14 protein-coding genes are annotated in these 13,222 nt (G+C 68.8%); 11 read left to right on the forward strand and 3 right to left on the reverse strand.

Features of this window, described 5'->3' with window-relative positions:
* Positions 1 to 3: 3 nt before the first annotated feature.
* Positions 4 to 1,959, forward strand: coding sequence for an ABCB family ABC transporter ATP-binding protein/permease (locus J2126_RS22595; protein ID WP_209489034.1), 1,956 nt, complete (start codon positions 4 to 6; stop codon positions 1,957 to 1,959).
* A gap of 18 nt (positions 1,960 to 1,977) precedes the next feature.
* Here J2126_RS22595 and J2126_RS22600 read toward each other — a convergent pair whose 3' ends face one another.
* From J2126_RS22600 to J2126_RS22610, 3 genes are all read right to left on the reverse strand, one after another.
* On the reverse strand, positions 1,978 to 2,415 hold the full coding sequence (locus J2126_RS22600; protein ID WP_209489035.1) for a VOC family protein: 438 nt from the start codon (positions 2,413 to 2,415) through the stop codon (positions 1,978 to 1,980).
* An 83-nt stretch (positions 2,416 to 2,498) separates the two neighbouring features.
* Positions 2,499 to 3,752: an RNA polymerase sigma factor gene (locus J2126_RS22605; RefSeq protein WP_209489036.1), complete on the reverse strand. Its 1,254-nt coding sequence runs from the start codon at positions 3,750 to 3,752 to the stop codon at positions 2,499 to 2,501.
* Positions 3,749 to 4,138, reverse strand: coding sequence for a YciI family protein (locus J2126_RS22610; RefSeq protein WP_209489037.1), 390 nt, complete (start codon positions 4,136 to 4,138; stop codon positions 3,749 to 3,751). The genes J2126_RS22605 and J2126_RS22610 overlap by 4 nt, the downstream gene beginning before the upstream one ends.
* 141 nt (positions 4,139 to 4,279) lie before the next feature.
* On the opposite strand from J2126_RS22610, the gene nagZ reads away from it, so the two are divergent.
* From nagZ to yajC, 10 genes are all read left to right on the forward strand, one after another.
* Positions 4,280 to 5,293, forward strand: coding sequence for a beta-N-acetylhexosaminidase (nagZ, locus tag J2126_RS22615; RefSeq protein ID WP_209489038.1), 1,014 nt, complete (start codon positions 4,280 to 4,282; stop codon positions 5,291 to 5,293).
* A gap of 3 nt (positions 5,294 to 5,296) precedes the next feature.
* On the forward strand, positions 5,297 to 6,166 hold the full coding sequence (locus J2126_RS22620; protein WP_432445345.1) for a segregation and condensation protein A: 870 nt from the start codon (positions 5,297 to 5,299) through the stop codon (positions 6,164 to 6,166).
* A complete protein-coding gene (gene scpB / locus J2126_RS22625; RefSeq protein WP_209489039.1) occupies positions 6,163 to 6,906 on the forward strand; it encodes an SMC-Scp complex subunit ScpB in 744 nt (247 codons plus the stop codon). Before J2126_RS22620 ends, scpB begins: the two co-directional genes overlap by 4 nt.
* On the forward strand, positions 6,893 to 8,014 hold the full coding sequence (locus tag J2126_RS22630) for an ABC transporter ATP-binding protein (protein ID WP_245328071.1): 1,122 nt from the start codon (positions 6,893 to 6,895) through the stop codon (positions 8,012 to 8,014). Before scpB ends, J2126_RS22630 begins: the two co-directional genes overlap by 14 nt.
* Before the next feature lie 67 nt (positions 8,015 to 8,081).
* Positions 8,082 to 8,318, forward strand: coding sequence for a twin-arginine translocase TatA/TatE family subunit (locus tag J2126_RS22635; RefSeq protein WP_209489040.1), 237 nt, complete (start codon positions 8,082 to 8,084; stop codon positions 8,316 to 8,318).
* A gap of 61 nt (positions 8,319 to 8,379) precedes the next feature.
* Entirely contained in the window at positions 8,380 to 8,931 is a 552-nt protein-coding gene (tatB, locus tag J2126_RS22640) for a Sec-independent protein translocase protein TatB (RefSeq protein ID WP_209489041.1), read from the forward strand.
* Positions 8,931 to 9,740, forward strand: coding sequence for a twin-arginine translocase subunit TatC (tatC, locus tag J2126_RS22645; protein ID WP_209489042.1), 810 nt, complete (start codon positions 8,931 to 8,933; stop codon positions 9,738 to 9,740). The genes tatB and tatC overlap by 1 nt, the downstream gene beginning before the upstream one ends.
* Positions 9,741 to 9,953: 213 nt before the next feature.
* Positions 9,954 to 11,483 (forward strand): serine--tRNA ligase, encoded by a 1,530-nt coding sequence (gene serS / locus J2126_RS22650; RefSeq protein ID WP_209489043.1) that lies wholly within the window; start codon positions 9,954 to 9,956, stop codon positions 11,481 to 11,483.
* 203 nt (positions 11,484 to 11,686) lie between these two features.
* Complete coding sequence (gene surE / locus J2126_RS22655) at positions 11,687 to 12,454, forward strand: 5'/3'-nucleotidase SurE (RefSeq protein ID WP_209489044.1); 768 nt, start codon at positions 11,687 to 11,689, stop codon at positions 12,452 to 12,454.
* Between the two features lie 398 nt (positions 12,455 to 12,852).
* Entirely contained in the window at positions 12,853 to 13,200 is a 348-nt protein-coding gene (gene yajC, locus J2126_RS22660; RefSeq protein ID WP_209489045.1) for a preprotein translocase subunit YajC, read from the forward strand.
* The last annotated feature ends 22 nt before the right edge of the window (positions 13,201 to 13,222 follow it).

Genomic DNA, 13,222 nt, shown 5'->3' on the forward strand with positions numbered 1-13,222 from the left:
ATCATGTCAAAGACCCAGAAGCCCGCAGCCCGGCGGGCCGCCGTCTCCTCCGACGCCATGTTTTCCACCCTGCGCAGCCTCTGGCCCTATCTGTGGCCGGCCGACAGGGCGGACTTGCGCGCGCGCGTCGTCGTCACCTTTGTCCTGCTCTTCGCCTCCAAGGGCGCCACCATGGCGGTGCCCTTCCTGTTCAAATGGGCGACGGACGCGCTGACCGCCGAAGTCGCCGCCGGCAAGGCCGCGACGCCGGATGTCGGCTTCTGGGCGCTCGTCATCGGCGCGCCGGTGGCGCTGACGCTGGCCTATGGGCTTGGGCGCATTCTCATGGCGGGCGTGACCCAGCTGCGAGACGGCCTGTTCGCCAAGGTGGCGCTCAATGCCGTGCGGCGCCTCGCCATGCAGACATTCGAGCACATGCACGCCTTGTCTCTGCGCTTCCATCTGGAGCGCAAGACGGGCGGGCTGACGCGTGTGCTCGAGCGGGCGCGCTCCGGCATCGAGACCATCGTGCGCATGCTGGCGCTGCAGCTGGCGCCGACCCTCGTCGAGCTGGTGATGGTGCTGGGCGTGCTGTTCTTCGCCTTCGACTGGCGTTATGCGGCCGTCGTGGCGGCAACCGTGGTGCTCTATTCCCTCTTCACCTATGTCGCCAGTGAGTGGCGCCTCGCCATCCGCAAGGAGATGAACGAGAGCGACACCGACGCCAACACCAAGGCCATCGACAGCCTGCTCAACTACGAGACGGTGAAGTATTTCGGCGCAGAGCGCTGGGAGACGGCCCGCTACGACCGCTCCATGGCGCGCTACGAGAAGGCGACGGTGAACACCTACACCTCGCTGGCGTGGCTGAACGCCGGGCAGGCGCTCATCTTTTCCATCGGCCTCGCGGCGGTGATGGTGATGTGCGTGCTGGACATCCGGGCCGGGCGGCAGACGGTGGGCTCGTTCGTCATGGTCAACGCCATGATGATCCAGTTCTACATCCCCTTGAATTTCCTCGGCTTCATCTATCGCGAGATCAAGCAGGCCATCGTCGACATCGAGGCCATGTTCGCCGTGCTGCAGGTGGCGCCGGAAGTCACCGATCGGCCGGGCGCGCCGGACCTCGTGGTCTCGGGCGGCACGGTGCGGTTCGAGGACGTGCGCTTCTCCTATGACGAGGGCCGGGAAATCCTGAAGGGCATCTCCTTTGAGGTGCCGGCGGGGCGCACCGTGGCCATCGTCGGGCCTTCGGGGGCGGGCAAGTCCACCCTGTCGCGCCTGCTGTTCCGCTTCTATGACGTCTCCGGCGGCCGCATCACCATCGACGGGCAGGATCTTAGGGACATTTCGCAGGAGAGCCTGCGCGCCGCGATCGGCATGGTCCCGCAGGATACCGTGCTGTTCAACGACACCATCGCCTACAACATCCGCTACGGCCGCCCGGCGGCGTCGGAGGCCGAGGTGGAGGAGGCGGCGCGCCTCGCTCGCATCGACGGCTTCATTCGCGCCACGCCCAAGGGCTTCAAGACCGAGGTGGGCGAGCGCGGGTTGAAGCTTTCCGGCGGCGAGAAGCAGCGCGTGGCCATCGCTCGCACGCTGCTCAAGGCCCCGCCGATCCTGGTGCTGGACGAGGCGACCTCGGCGCTGGACAGCCATACCGAGAAGGAAATCCAGGACGCGCTCGACCGCGTGTCCGAGGGGCGCACCACGCTGGTCATTGCCCACCGGCTCTCCACCGTGGTGAGCGCGGACGAGATCCTTGTCCTCGCCGACGGCAAGGTCGCCGAGCGCGGCTGCCATGCGGAGCTGCTCGCGAAGGGCGGGCTTTATGCCGCCCTCTGGAACCGCCAGCGGGAGGCGGAGGATGCCGCCGCGGCCCTCGCCCGCGCGCAGGCCGAGGAGGCGCTGGAGATTGTGCCGGCGCGCCACCCGGACGAGGAAGGCATGGACGAGGAGCGGGTGAGCGCGGTGGGCTGAGCCGCCCCTCCCGCGCGCTCAGCGCTGCTGATTGAACGCCCAGAGCACGCCGAACGGATCACGCACCTGCGCGTAGCGGGCGCCCCAGAACATGTCCTCCGGCGGCATCACCGGCGTCGCGCCGGCCTCCACCGCGCGGGAGAAGGCGGCGTCCGTGTCGGTCACATGGAGGGACAGGTTGAAGCCGCCGATCTTCTCCACCGGGCCGGAGCAATATTCCGGATAGGGATCGGCGAGCATCACCGACGACCCGTTGATGTAGAGGTGGACGTGCATCGTCCGCCCGCTCTCGTCCGGCGGCATGGCGAAGGCAAGCTCGGCGCCGAGGGCTTTCTGGTAGAAATCGACGGCCTTCATGGCGCCTTCCACCGTGACATAGGCCGTGACGCCGCCCTTCACCGGCGGCATGGCGGCGGGATCGATGGACGGCATGGTGGTCTCGGCGGTGTCGGACATGCGTTCTTCCTCCGGCGCCGGATCGCGCCTGTTGTGATGACGGGCGGGCGGTGCCGCTCCCGACAGCCAGCCCGCATTTTTTCTCAGGCCCGTGACTGGATGAGGTCGAGCTGCGCGCGGATATGCTCCGCCTCGGCCGGAGTATTGGCGAGCGCGATGGCCCGGTCGAACGCAATGCGCGCCTCCTGATGCCGGCCAAGCTCCAGCAGGAACGCTCCGCGCGCGCCGAAGAAGTGGAAATAGCCGGAGAGCTGAGGCGTCAGCGGCTCGATCATGGCGAGCGCCGCCTCGGCGCCCTTCACCTTGCTGACCGCGACGGCGCGATTGAGAGTAATCACCGGCGATGGCTGGAGGAATTCGAGCGCCGCATAGAGCGCGTCGATCTGCATCCAGTCGGTCTCCTCCGGCGTGCGGGCGCGGGCGTGAAGGCCGGCCACCGCCGCCTGAATCTGGTAGGCGCCGGGCCGACGGTGGCGCATGGCCTTGTCGATGAGCGCCAGCCCCTCGGCGATGCGCTCGCGGTCCCATTTCGAGCGATCCTGCCTGTCGAGCAGGATGGCCCGGCCGTCCCCATCGAAGCGGGCGGTGGCGCGGGCGTGCTGGAGCAGCATCAGGGCCACGAGCCCCATGATCTCCGGCTCGGTGGGAAACAGGCGCAGCAGCAGCCGGCCGAGGCGGATGGCATCGTCGCACAAGCCCGCGCGGCTCGGCTCGCCGCCGGCGGAATAGCCTTCGTTGAAGACGAGATAGACCATGGCCGCCACCGTCCCCAGCCGCTCGGCCCGCTCCACCGGCCCGGGGGCCTCGAACGGCACGTCGGCGCGGGCGATGCGACCCTTGGCGCGGGTGATGCGTTGTTCCATGGCCGCCTCGCTGACGAGGAAGGCGCGGGCGATCTCCTTCACCGTGAGGCCGGAGACGATGCGCAGGGCAAGCGCGATCTGCTGCGTTGCCGGCAGCTCCGGGTGGCAGCAGATGAAGAGCAGGCGCAGCACGTCGTCACGATAGTGGGAATTGTCCAGCCGCTCGGCCAGCGGCGCCTCGGCGTCGTCGAGGTCGGAGAGTTGGTCGTCGGGGGGGAGGGGATCGTGCCGCGCCCGCTTGCGCACCCCGTCGAGGGCGGCGTTGCGGCCGACGAGGATGAGCCAGGCGGCAGGATCGCGCGGCGGGCCGTTCACCGGCCACGCCCTCAGGGCCCGCAGGCAGGCTTCCTGGAACGCCTCCTCGGCGGTGTCGAGATCGCGGAAATAGCGCAGCAGCGCCGCCACCGCCTGCGGCCGGGCGGCGGTGAGGGTGCCGCTGATCCAGTCCGGATCGGTCAGGGCGGGCGTGGTCATGTGCCGGTCTTCCGGTCCGCGGTGCGCTGGTCGGGGAAGAACATGCCCACGGGGCGGATCTCGTAGGCGCCGCCGGGATTGGCGGCGGCGAGGTCCCTGGCGATGGCCAGCGCCCCGTCAAGGTCGTCGGCGTCCACCAGGTAGAAGCCGAGCAATTGCTCCTTCGTCTCCGCGAACGGGCCGTCGATGACGAGGGGCGGTTCCTGCGTCTTGCGCAGGGTGGTGGCGGCGGTGGTGGGCAGCAGCCGCAGCGATGCGCCCATCTTGCCGGCCTTGACGAGCCGTTCCTGCACCACCGCGAGCTTCGCCATCACGGCGTCGTCCTGCTCCTGGCTCCAGGAGCACACGACGTCTTCTTCATGGTAACAAAGGATGGCGTACATCATGGGCGGGGCTCCGTTGGGTCACGACGAGGACGCGCGAGTATGACCACGCCCGACAGGCCGGGGCAAAATCTGCGAGGGGACAGGCGGGAGCGCTGCGCAGGCGCGCTTGACGGCGCCCATGCCCGCTTATAGGCCGGAGACATGACGTCGCGCGCCTTCATCGCCGGTTGTGCCGGCCCGAACCTCTCGGCCACCGAGCGCAGCTTCTTCCGGGATGCGGAGCCCTGGGGGTTCATCCTGTTCGCCCGGAACATCGCGGACCCCGATCAGGTCCGCGCGCTGGTCGCCGACCTGCGCGAGGCGGTGGGCTGGACCGCGCCGGTGCTCATCGATCAGGAAGGCGGCCGGGTGCAGCGCCTGCGCCCGCCGCACTGGACCGACGATCCGCCCGCCGAGGCGTTCGGCAACCTCTACCTGTCCGATCCCATCGCGGCGCTGGAAGCGGTGCGGCTGAATTCGCGGGCCATCGCGGCGGACCTCTACGCCCTCGGCATCGATGTCGATTGCCTGCCCTGCGCGGATCTGCGCCACCCCGATGGCCACGGCATCATCGGCAACCGCGCCTACGGCACCGAGCCCGTGGCGGTGGCGGCGCTGGCGCGGGCGGCGGCGGTGGGGCTGATGGAAGGCGGCGTGCTGCCCGTCCTCAAGCACATCCCCGGCCATGGCCGCGCGCCGGTGGACAGCCACGAGAAGCTGCCTGTCGTCACCGCGACGCGCGGCGAGCTGGAGGGCATGGATTTCGCGGCCTTCCGCGACCTTTCCGATCTGCCCCTCGGCATGACCGCCCACGTGGTCTATTCCGACATCGACCCCGACCGCCCCGCCACTACCTCGCCGGTGGTGCTCGCCGAGGTGGTGCGCGGCTCCATCGGCTTCGATGGCCTGCTGATGAGCGACGACCTCTCCATGGGCGCGCTCGCCGGCACCATGGAGACCCGTGGCCGCGATGCGCTGGCGGCGGGCTGCGACATGCTCCTCCACTGCAACGGCAAGATGGAGGAGATGGAGAAGGTGGCCGCGTCCGCGCCCGTCCTCACCGGCGAGGCCTATGCGCGCGCCGCCAAGGCCCTGTCACTGCGCGTGGTGCCTGACCCGGTGGATGCGCGGGAGCTGCGGGCGGCGGTCGCGGCCCAGCTCAAGACGGTGGGCTGACCCGTGACGGGGCCGGCCTCAGGCGATTCCATACCGGACGCCTTCGAGATCGGCACGGACCGCGCCCCGGCGACGCCCGACGAGACGTTCGTGGTGGACGTGGACGGTTTCGAGGGACCCCTCGACCTCCTTCTCGCGCTGGCGCGGACGCAGAAGGTCGATCTCGCCAAAATCTCGATCCTCGCCCTCGCCGACCAATACCTCACCTTCATCGAGGAGGCGCGGCGCGGCCGGCTGGAGCTGGCCGCCGACTATCTGGTGATGGCGGCGTGGCTCGCCTACCTGAAATCGCGTCTGCTGCTGCCGGCCCCGCCGCAGGAGGAGGGACCGAGCGCCGAGGAGATGGCCGCCGCCTTCGCCCGGCGTCTGCGCCATCTGGAGCGCATCCGCCGCGCCGCCGCGCAATTGATGGCCCGCCCGCAGATGGGCCGCGACGCCTTCGCCCGGGCTCTGCCGCCGCCCTCCAAGGAGCCGCTCTATACGGTCTACACGGCCACCATCTACGACCTGCTCACCGCCTATGCCCGCCAGCGCCAGACCAAGGCGCTGTCCCACGTCACGCTCAAGACGCGCACCGTCTGGTCGCTCGCCGAGGCCCGCGCCCGGCTGGAGCGGCTGCTGGGGGCGGATGTGGTGGGCGAGTGGATGCGGCTCGACCAATTCCTGCTAGATTACGCGGCGACGCCCGAGCAGCGGGCAACCGCGCTCGCGTCGAGCTTCTCGGCCAGCCTGGAAATGGTGCGCGAGGGTATGCTCGACATTCGCCAGGATGCCCCCTTCGCCCCCCTGTGGCTGCGTCCCCGACCCGCCGTGGAGCCGGAGCCGCTTCTGCCGTTTGACGCGTCCGACACGGCGCCCGGAGAGGAGAGATGACCCGTCCCGTCCCGCGCATCGACCTGTTCGACGTGCGCCCGGAGGACGAGCGCGCCTACGCCTTCGCGCGCGACCTGAGGGCCATCGAGGCGCTTCTGTTCACTTCGCCGTTGCCGGTGGACGCCAAGGCGATGAAGCCGCATTTGTCCGCCGACGCCGACATCGCCGCGCTGATGGAGGCCCTGACCGCGGATTACGCTCGGCGCGGCGTCAACATCGTGAAGGCCGCCGGTGGCTGGATGCTGCGCACGGCGCCGGACCTCGCCCGCGTGGTCGCCGGCCCCGTGCCGGAGGCGCGCAAGCTCTCGCGCGCGGCCATCGAGGTTCTCGCCATCGTCGCCTACCACCAGCCGGTCACCCGCGCGGAGATCGAGGAGATTCGCGGCGTCTCCACCTCCAAGGGCACGCTGGACGTGCTGCTGGAGACGGGGTGGGTGCGCCTGCGCGGCCGCCGCAAGGCGCCGGGGCGGCCGGTGACCTACGGCACGACGCCGGCCTTCCTTGTGCAGTTCGGCCTCGATGCGGTGCAGGATCTGCCGGGCCTCGACGAGCTGAAGGGCGCCGGCCTTATCGACGGGCGAATCCCTGCCGGTTTCGCCATTCCCCTGCCGTCCGACGATCCGGGCCTGCGCGAGGACGAAGAGGCTCTGGAGCCGGACATGCTGGATTTCCACCTCTCTCCGCCGCCGGAGGAGGAGTTGGAAGGCGCCTCCGAGCCGGACGATGATGGCGACGCATGAGGAGGCTGTTCTGGCTGACGAGATCGAGACGCTGGGGATGAGCCGCAGCCGCACCCCCGCCGCCTTCGCCAAGGGCCTGTCCTTCGAGGACGTGCGGCTCGCCTATGGCGATGTCGCCGCCGTGCGCGGCGTGAGTCTGTCGGTGGAGCCGGGCGAGGTGCTGTGCCTGCTCGGCCAGTCGGGTTGCGGCAAGACCTCGCTCCTGCGCCTCGCGGCGGGTATCGAGCAGCCGGACGGCGGGCGCATTCTCATCGACGGTGCTGTGGTGGCGGGGCAGGGGGTCTTCGTGCCGCCGGAGCGGCGTGGCGTCGGGCTGGTGTTCCAGGACTACGCCCTGTTCCCCCACCTCACCAACCTCGAGAACGTGATGTTCGGCCTCAACGGCCTCAAGCGCGCGGAGGCGATGCGGGAGGCGCGCCTCGCGCTGGCGCGGGTGGACCTCGCCGACCTCGCCGATGTCTATCCCCACGAGCTTTCCGGGGGCCAGCAGCAGCGGGTGGCGCTGGCCCGCGCCATGGCGCCCCGACCGGGCATCCTGCTCCTCGACGAGCCCTTCTCCGGCCTCGACCGGCGTCTGCGCGACCAGGTGCGCGCGGACACCCTCGCGGTGCTGCGCGACGCGAAGGCGACGGTCATCATCGTCACCCACGATCCCGAGGAGGCGATGCGCCTTGCCGATCGCATCGCCCTGCTGCGCCATGGCAAGCTGGTGCAACTCGGCCCGCCGGCGGAACTCTACCGGCGCCCGGCCGACATCGGCGTGGCGCGCTTCTTCTGCGAGCTGAACGAGATCGAGGCCAATGTGGTCGCCGGCGTGGCGGATACGCCCCTCGGCCGGTTCGCGGCTCCGCAGGTGCCCGATGGTCCAGCCATCGTCGCCATCCGCCCGCAGGGCCTGGCGCTGTCCGCGGCCGGGCAGGGCGTGCCGGGGCGGCTGCTGGAGCGTCGCTTTCTGGGCGAGCTTGATCTCGTGGAAGTGATCGTGGACGCGCTGGAGCGGCCATTGGTGCTGCGCCTGCGGGACGCGGGAAACGTGAAAAAAGGCGACGAGGTCGGGCTTCTGGTCGATCCCGGTGAAGTCCTTGTTTTCGCCGCGGGCGGAGCCTAGTGTCGCCGTCCGAAATGCTTCACGGCTTGCCGTTGGGGCGCAAAATATATCCTTGGAGGGTGGTTAGATGGGTTCGTTGAGCATCTGGCACTGGATCGTGGTGCTGGCCGTGGTGCTCCTCCTGTTCGGTCGCGGCAAGATCTCCGATCTGATGGGCGACGTGGCGAAGGGCATCAAGTCCTTCAAGAAGGGCATGGCGGACGACGACGAGCCGGCGAAGGCTCCCCCGGCCGCCCCCGAGGTGCCGCGCCCGCTTCCGCACCAGACGTCGAGCGCCCCCGAAGCCGAGAAGAAGCCCGTCTGACGGACCTCTGCCCCTGAACACTTGAAGAGGGCGGCGGCACCCCCGCCGGACAGACGGCCTCATGTTCGATATCGGCTGGTCCGAGCTGATGCTGATCGGCATTGTCGCGCTGATCGTCATCGGTCCCAAGGAGCTGCCCACGGTGCTGCGCACCGTGGGACGCACCGTCACGAAGCTGCGCCGCATGGCCGGCGAGTTTCAGGGACAGTTCCAGGAAGCCCTGCGCGAGGCGGACATCGCCGACATGCGCAAGGAAATCAGCGACATCACGGAAACAACGCGCTCCACTCTCGCGACCTCCGACATGTTCGACCCGCTGCGCTCCATCCGCGAGGAGATTCGCTCCACCGTGGAAGGCGCGAACCCGACGCCGCCGGCCCCTGCCACCCCGGCGGCGCTGCCCGATCTGCCCCCGCCCGTGGAATTGCCCGACCCCATGGCCGCCATCCGCGCCGAAATCCGCAATTCGGTGGAGGCTGCTGTGCCCCCCGCGCCGGTTGCGCCGACTGCCGTTGCCGTTGAGCCGGCTCCCGAGAGCCTTCCCGCCGCAGGCGAGGCCAAGCCCGCCGCAGGCGAAGCCAAGCCCGCTGCGGGCGAAGCGAAGAGCGCGTGATGAGCGACCAGGACGAGATCGACGCCTCCAAGGCCCCGCTCATCGAGCACCTGGTCGAGCTGCGCTCGCGGCTCATCAAGTCGCTGGTGGCGTTCCTCGTGGCCTTCATCGCCTGCTTCATGCTGGCGAAGCAGATCTATAACATCCTGCTGTGGCCCTACGAGTTCGCCTCCGGCTTCGGCAACGGGGTGAAGCTCATCTACACGGCGCCGCAGGAATTCCTGTTCACCCAGATCAAGCTCGGCATGTTCGGCGCCGCCTTCATCTCCTTCCCGGTGGTGGCGACGCAGGTCTACATGTTCGTGGCGCCGGGGCTCTACAAGCACGAGAAGAACGCGTTCCGGCCCTATCTCATCGCCACACCCATCTGCTTCCTCATCGGCGCGGCCTTCGTCTATTTCGTCGCCATGCCGCTCGCCATGACCTACTTCCTCGGCATGCAGCAGGCGGGCGGCGACGGGCAGGCGGAAATCTCCCTGCTGCCGCGGGTCTCGGAATACCTTTCGCTGATTACTACGCTGATTCTGGCCTTCGGCATCTGCTTCCAGCTTCCGGTCATCCTCACGCTGCTCGGGCAGATAGGTGTGGTGACGAAGGCGATGCTGGTGAAGTCCCGGCGCTACGCCATCGTCGGCGTGTTCGTGCTGGCGGCGGTGCTGACCCCGCCGGATGTCATCAGCCAGCTCTCCCTTGCTCTGCCGACGCTGCTTCTCTACGAGGTGTCCGTCTATCTGGTGGGCATCGTCGAGAAGCGGCGGCTCGTGGCGGAAGCGGCGCGCAACGCAGCCGACGCCGCAACGGCCGACTGACGCGGACGGCGGGGCCTTCCCGGATTATTGGATTCTTGGGCGCGCGGGTTCTCCTGTGAACCGCCGTCATGCCCCGGCTTGTCCGGGGCATCCACCGCGCCGCCGGGCGCCGGTCTACGCGGAAGCGTGGATCCCCCGGACAAGCCGGGGGATGACGGTGGTGAGGGCGCGAAGTGCTGCCTTAATGGCCCGAGGGCCACGGCGGAGCTTGCCATGCACGACATCAAATGGATCCGCGAGGAACCGGCCGGCCTCATCGACGCGCTAGCCCGCCGCGGCAATCACTCTGACGAGGCCAAGGCGGCGGCGGAAGCCCTCGTCGCCAAGCTCCTCGACCTCGACACCCGTCGCCGCGAGACTCTGACCAAGCTCGAAACCCTGCTCGCCCGCCGCAACGCCGCCTCCAAGGAGATCGGCGCCGCCAAGGCGAAGAAGGACGAGGCCACAGCTTCGGCCCTCATGGCCGAGGTGGCCAAGCTGAAGGAAGACGTGCCGGCGCTGGAGCAAGAGGCCAAGCGCATCGAGGCCGAGCTGAACGGCGAACTCGCCGCCATCCCCAACGCCCCCCTCGCCGAGGTGCCGGAGGGCGCCGACGAGCACGACAACATTGAAAAGAGCCGCTTCGGCGCGCCCCGCACCTACAGCTTCACCCCGAAGCAGCATTTCGAGGTGGGCGAAGCCCTCGGCCAGATGGATTTCGAAACCGCCGCCAAGCTCTCCGGCGCGCGCTTCGTGGTGAACAAGGGCCCGCTGGCGCGGCTGGAGCGGGCGCTGGGGCAGTTCTTCCTCGATGTGCATACGGGGGAGCACGGGTACATGGAGGTCAATCCGCCGCTGCTGGTGCGGGATGACGCCATGTTTGGGACGGCGCAGCTGCCGAAGTTTCGGGAAGATCAGTTCCAGACAAAAAAAGGGGCCACGATCAATGACGTGAGCCTCGTTATGCAGAACGCAATAAAGCAGTTCGCCGCGAACGCGACGTTTGAACGCTCAAGAGATGGCCGACTGGTCGATACACCGGACGTGCGCGCGGCAGCGCTTCAATTCATGCGGAACGCGGTTGACGAATGGATGGGCGGGGCGTCAGTGCTAGCAGATCGCGATCCAAACGAGCCGATCGAGCACGATATTCCTTTTTGGCTCATCCCCACCGCCGAAGTCCCCCTGACCAACCTCGTGCGCGAGTCCATCCTCTCCGAGGAAGAGCTTCCCCTGCGCCTCACCGCCTGCACCCCCTGCTTCCGGGCGGAGGCCGGTGCGGCGGGGCGAGATACGCGGGGGATGATCCGCCAGCATCAGTTCACCAAGGTGGAGCTGGTTTCCATCACCACGCCGGAGAAGTCGGTCGAGGAGCATGAGCGCATGCTCGCCTGCGCCGAGGCGGTGCTGAAGAAGCTGGACCTCGCCTATCGGGTGGTCACGCTCTGCACCGGCGACATGGGCTTCGCCTCGCAGAAGACCTACGACATCGAGGTCTGGCTGCCGGGGCAGAACGCCTATCGCGAAATCTCCTCCTGCTCGGTGTGCGGCGATTTCCAGGCGCGGCGCATGAATGCCCGCTACCGTCCGGCGGAAGGGAAAGGCCCGCGCTACGTCCACACGCTCAACGGCTCGGGTGTGGCGGTCGGCCGCGCCCTCGTCGCGGTGCTGGAGACGTACCAGCAGGAGAACGGCTCCGTGGCCGTGCCGGACGCGCTGCTGCCCTATATGGGCGGGCTGAAGTTGATCGAGAAGCTGAAGTAGGGACGCAAGGGCCGTCCCGGTCGCCTCCGTCCTGTGATGTTGTCATGCCCCGGCTCGTCCGGGGCATCCACCCCGCCGCCGGAGCGATCTCGGCGGACCGGCGCCCAGCCCAACCGTGGATCCCCCGGACGAGCCGGGGGATGACGGCCGGGAGGCGACGGAAGCAGTTACTGCCGGCCGTGGGCCGGACAAAGGGACATCCGATGCGCATTCTGGTCACCAATGACGACGGCATCCACGCGCCGGGCCTCGACAGCTGCGCGGCCATCGCGCGCACCTTCACCGACGACGTGTGGGTGGTGGCGCCGGAGTTCGACCAGTCGGGCGTCGCCCATTCGCTGTCCCTCTCCGACCCGCTGCGGCTGCGGCAGGTGGAGGAGAAGCGCTATGCGGTGAAGGGCACGCCCACGGACTGCGTCATCATGGCCGTGCGCCATCTGCTCATCGACAATCCGCCCGACCTCGTGCTCTCCGGCGTCAACCGCGGGCAGAACATCGCCGAGGACGTGAGCTATTCCGGCACCGTCGCCGGCGCCATCGAGGGGACGATCCTCGGCATTCCCTCCATCGCGCTGTCGCAGGCGTTTGGCATGCGCACGCGGGAAAATCCGAACTTCGTGACCGCCGAGACCCACGCGCCGAAGATCATCCGGATGCTGCTGGACGAGGGCATTCCCCCCGGCATCGTGATGAACGTGAACTTCCCGGACCGCCTCCCGGAAGAAATTACCGGCATCGCCGCCACCGCCCAGGGCGAGCGCGACCAGCGCCTCATGCGCATCGACGAGCGCCGCGACGGCCGCAACAACCCCTATTACTGGATCGCCTTCGAGCGCCGAATCTACGAAACCTCCCCCGGCACGGACCTGCGCGCGCTGGACGAGGGCCGCATCTCCGTCACGCCCCTGCGCCTCGACCAGACCGACGAGCCCTGGATGACTCGCCTCGCCCTGCTGTTCGACGGGAAGTAACTTGCGCGTCTTGGTCGGTATCGCGCCGATCGGCTCCCTCTCCCCTTGCGGGAGGGGGTTGGGGTGAGGGGTGTATTTCCCTTTGACCCGCCGCCGGGCGAGCGGCACCAACCCCGTCACCCCCGGCCCCTCTCCCGCGGGGGGGGGGGGAGAGGGGAGGGCGCTTCCCGCCAATAGCGGCGCAGTCCCGAGTCTTGCGCTGGCCCCCGGCTCGGCGCTCCACCTTCGGTGTCGCCTGTCCGGGGGACGATATCGGCGTCCTGCGGGTCCCTCTTTTCAACAGCTGCGTGAACGAACCGGCCCCGCGTTTGCATTCGTCGGGCCGGCCGCTATAGTCCCGCCGCTTCGCCGGACCCCGGCGGTATGCGGATTCCCTTCACAGACGAACGAGGATCGAGATGTTCATCACGCCCGCTTTCGCCCAAGGCGCCACGGGAGCCGGCGGCGGGGCCGACATGCTCATTCAGCTCGCCCCGTTCCTGCTGATCTTCGTGGTCATGTATTTCCTCATCCTGCGCCCGCAGCAGAAGCGGGCCAAGGTGCATCAGGAAATGGTGAACTCCCTGCGCCGCGGCGACGTGGTGGTCACCGGCGGCGGCCTCGTCGGCAAGGTCACCAAGGTGGTGGACGAGAACGAGGTCGAGCTGCAGATCGCCGACAACGTCCGCATCCGCCAGATGCGCTCGCAGATCGCCACCGTCCGCGCCAAGGGCGAACCGGCCAAGGACGAGGCCTCGGCCGGTTGATCCGGCCGCCTCACGCTTTCTG

Source organism: Xanthobacter flavus, assembly GCF_017875275.1.
In the GTDB taxonomy this organism is placed as follows: domain Bacteria; phylum Pseudomonadota; class Alphaproteobacteria; order Rhizobiales; family Xanthobacteraceae; genus Xanthobacter; species Xanthobacter flavus_A.

What these genes read in the sequence shown, in the direction of transcription:
- J2126_RS22595 (WP_209489034.1), top strand. Translation starts at nt 4, where the DNA reads ATGTCAAAGACCCAGAAGCCCGCAGCCCGGCGGGCCGCCGTCTCCTCC.
- J2126_RS22600 (WP_209489035.1), bottom strand. Translation starts at nt 2,415, where the DNA reads ATGTCCGACACCGCCGAGACCACCATGCCGTCCATCGATCCCGCCGCC.
- J2126_RS22605 (WP_209489036.1), bottom strand. Translation starts at nt 3,752, where the DNA reads ATGACCACGCCCGCCCTGACCGATCCGGACTGGATCAGCGGCACCCTC.
- J2126_RS22610 (WP_209489037.1), bottom strand. Translation starts at nt 4,138, where the DNA reads ATGATGTACGCCATCCTTTGTTACCATGAAGAAGACGTCGTGTGCTCC.
- nagZ (WP_209489038.1), top strand. Translation starts at nt 4,280, where the DNA reads ATGACGTCGCGCGCCTTCATCGCCGGTTGTGCCGGCCCGAACCTCTCG.
- scpB (WP_209489039.1), top strand. Translation starts at nt 6,163, where the DNA reads ATGACCCGTCCCGTCCCGCGCATCGACCTGTTCGACGTGCGCCCGGAG.
- J2126_RS22630 (WP_245328071.1), top strand. Translation starts at nt 6,893, where the DNA reads ATGGCGACGCATGAGGAGGCTGTTCTGGCTGACGAGATCGAGACGCTG.
- J2126_RS22635 (WP_209489040.1), top strand. Translation starts at nt 8,082, where the DNA reads ATGGGTTCGTTGAGCATCTGGCACTGGATCGTGGTGCTGGCCGTGGTG.
- tatB (WP_209489041.1), top strand. Translation starts at nt 8,380, where the DNA reads ATGTTCGATATCGGCTGGTCCGAGCTGATGCTGATCGGCATTGTCGCG.
- tatC (WP_209489042.1), top strand. Translation starts at nt 8,931, where the DNA reads ATGAGCGACCAGGACGAGATCGACGCCTCCAAGGCCCCGCTCATCGAG.
- serS (WP_209489043.1), top strand. Translation starts at nt 9,954, where the DNA reads ATGCACGACATCAAATGGATCCGCGAGGAACCGGCCGGCCTCATCGAC.
- surE (WP_209489044.1), top strand. Translation starts at nt 11,687, where the DNA reads ATGCGCATTCTGGTCACCAATGACGACGGCATCCACGCGCCGGGCCTC.
- yajC (WP_209489045.1), top strand. Translation starts at nt 12,853, where the DNA reads ATGTTCATCACGCCCGCTTTCGCCCAAGGCGCCACGGGAGCCGGCGGC.